The organism is Onishia taeanensis, assembly GCF_900100755.1.
GTDB lineage: Bacteria > Pseudomonadota > Gammaproteobacteria > Pseudomonadales > Halomonadaceae > Onishia > Onishia taeanensis.
Window position 1 is genome coordinate 71,893 of the sequence record NZ_FNCI01000016.1, and the last position, 2,165, is coordinate 74,057.

Below are 2,165 nucleotides of genomic sequence, written 5' to 3' on the forward strand. Positions count from 1 at the left end.
TCTGCTCGTCTGCTCGTCTGCTCGTCTGCTCGTCTGCTCGTCTGCTCGTCTGCTCGTCTGCTCTCAACAGGCTCAGGCCTTCGCGCTGGGTAGCTCGTCCCACTGAGTCGTCCACCTGGGCGTGCGGTGGGCGCAGCGCAGATGCCAGGCGGCATTTTGGCGGGGGATGCCCAGGCGCACGGTGCCGCGCCCCATTTTCTGGTTCAGCTCGTCCAGGGTGCTCATCAGGCGTTCGCTGCGCTCACGATTGGCGGCATGGTCCGGGCTATCGAGCAGCGAGCGCTGCTCCCGGTTGGCGTCCACCAGGTCGAGGAGCATCACGCCGGCTTTCATGAACCGGTAGCCGGGCTGATAGATCGCTTCGAGCGCTTGTTGGGCGGCGGCAATAATCGTCCGGCTGTCGGCAGTGGGCTCTGGAAGTTCGGTGACGACGCTGGGGGAGTACTGGGCCAGGTCTTGCCGGTGACGGTTGGTCTTCAAGAACACCAGCACGGCGCGGGCGTGGTTCTGCTGAGCGCGCAGCTTTTCAGCACTGCGTTGGGCATGCTGGCGAATGGCGGCCCGCAGCTCGCTCGGCTCGCCGGTCAGACGCCCGAAGGAGCGCGAGGTCATGATGCGCTGACGGGACTCGTCACTGTCGTTCATCTCGCTGCAGGGCGTGCCCTGTAGCTCGCGGACGGTGCGCTCGAGCGTCACCGAGAAGCGCCGGCGGATGGTCTTGGGGTCGGCGCAGCAGAGGTCCCAAGCTGTCTTGATGTCCTGAATGGCCAGCCGCTCGACCAGTCGCCGGCCTACTCCCCACACGTCGCCGAGCTCGGTTTTTTCGAGTAGATGGCGTGTTGCATCATCACTTCCTTTCAGCATGCATACGCCGCCGTACTCGGGGCGTTTTTTGGCGGCCCGGTTGGCGAGCTTGGCCAGGGTTCGGCTGGGAGCAACGCCCACGCAGACGGGAATGCCGGTGAACTGGCGCACCTTGCGGTACAGGGTGCGGGCCAGGTCGAGAGTGGCCTCATCATCGAAGCCATCGAAGCGCACGAACATCTCGTCGATGGAGTAGGGCTCGACGCCGGCCGAGAACTCCTCCAGTACCTCGCGCACCCGGGCGGACATGTCCCCATACAGCTCGTAGTTGGATGACAGCAAACGAATGCGGCCCTGATTGACCCATTGTTGCAACTGAAAGGCCGGTGTGCCCATCTCCACACCCAGCGCCTTGAGCTCGCTCGAGCGGGCGATCACACAGCCATCATTGTTGGACATGATGCCCACGGGCATGTCTTCCAGGCGTGGCTGAAAGACCCGCTCGCAGCTGACGTAGAAATTGTTGCAGTCCACCAGGCCGATCATTGGATAAGTCATACGGCGAACTCGTGGATGACCGAGCGCACCACGCCCCACACCTGGCAGTCCAGATCGGTGATCGGGATAGGCGCATAGCGATCATTGCCGGAGCACAGGTAAGGCCGCTTGGCGAGGATCTCGTAGCGTTTGACGATCACTTCGCCATCCACCAGTGCCACCAGAATATGACCGGGTTTGGCATTCACCGAGCGATCGACCACCAGGGTGTCGCCATCTTGAATGCCGAAACCTTCCATGCTGTCGCCGGCTACGGTCATGAAGAAGGTCGCCGAGGGGCGCTTCACCAGCCGCTGGTTGAGATCCAGCGTACGTCCCACGTAGTCCTCGGCGGGTGAGGGGAACCCGGAAATGCCTGCACGAATGGTGGTCTGCGGGTGCGGCAGCCCTTGGGCAGGTGGCATCGGGTGCGCTTGGAATATGTCGGGAGCTCGCATGCCTGGCCTCTTGTCGAAGACTGTTCATTTATGGCTCTTCACTTATCAGTGTGGGTTAGGAGCCATTGGCAGTCCGCCATAGTGAAAAAGGATTGCCCGCTTGAACCTCTCCTTGCTTCGGAATCCTCTGGCTCGGACTTTCAAGGTTCGAACTTGGCCGTTGATAGCTTCCGCCAAGCCATTGGAGGCGCGAAACCGCATGGCGTTCAGAATGCCAAATAGCTTGGTTTCGATCTGATTGGCTGCTGAGGCCAAAGCTCGAACGTCAGTTAGCCGAGCCATGTGAATCCATTCCTGCCAGGCCGCACGAGCCCCTTTTACCCGGTAGCCCTGCCAGATGTCTCGTGCCTTTTCTTTGAGGTACCA

3 protein-coding genes are annotated in these 2,165 nt (G+C 61.5%); all 3 read right to left on the minus strand.

From position 1 onward, the window contains the following. Positions 1–72 precede the first annotated feature (72 nt). A complete protein-coding gene (locus BLR71_RS15410; protein ID WP_092528416.1) occupies positions 73–1,350 on the minus strand; it encodes a Y-family DNA polymerase in 1,278 nt (425 codons plus the stop codon). 8 nt (positions 1,351–1,358) lie between these two features. Beyond that, positions 1,359–1,799 (minus strand): LexA family protein, encoded by a 441-nt coding sequence (locus BLR71_RS15415; RefSeq protein ID WP_092528394.1) that lies wholly within the window; start codon positions 1,797–1,799, stop codon positions 1,359–1,361. 45 nt (positions 1,800–1,844) lie between these two features. Then, positions 1,845–2,165, minus strand: a 321-nt coding sequence (locus BLR71_RS15420) for a transposase (RefSeq protein WP_139172650.1), incomplete at its 5' end; no start/stop codon positions are given.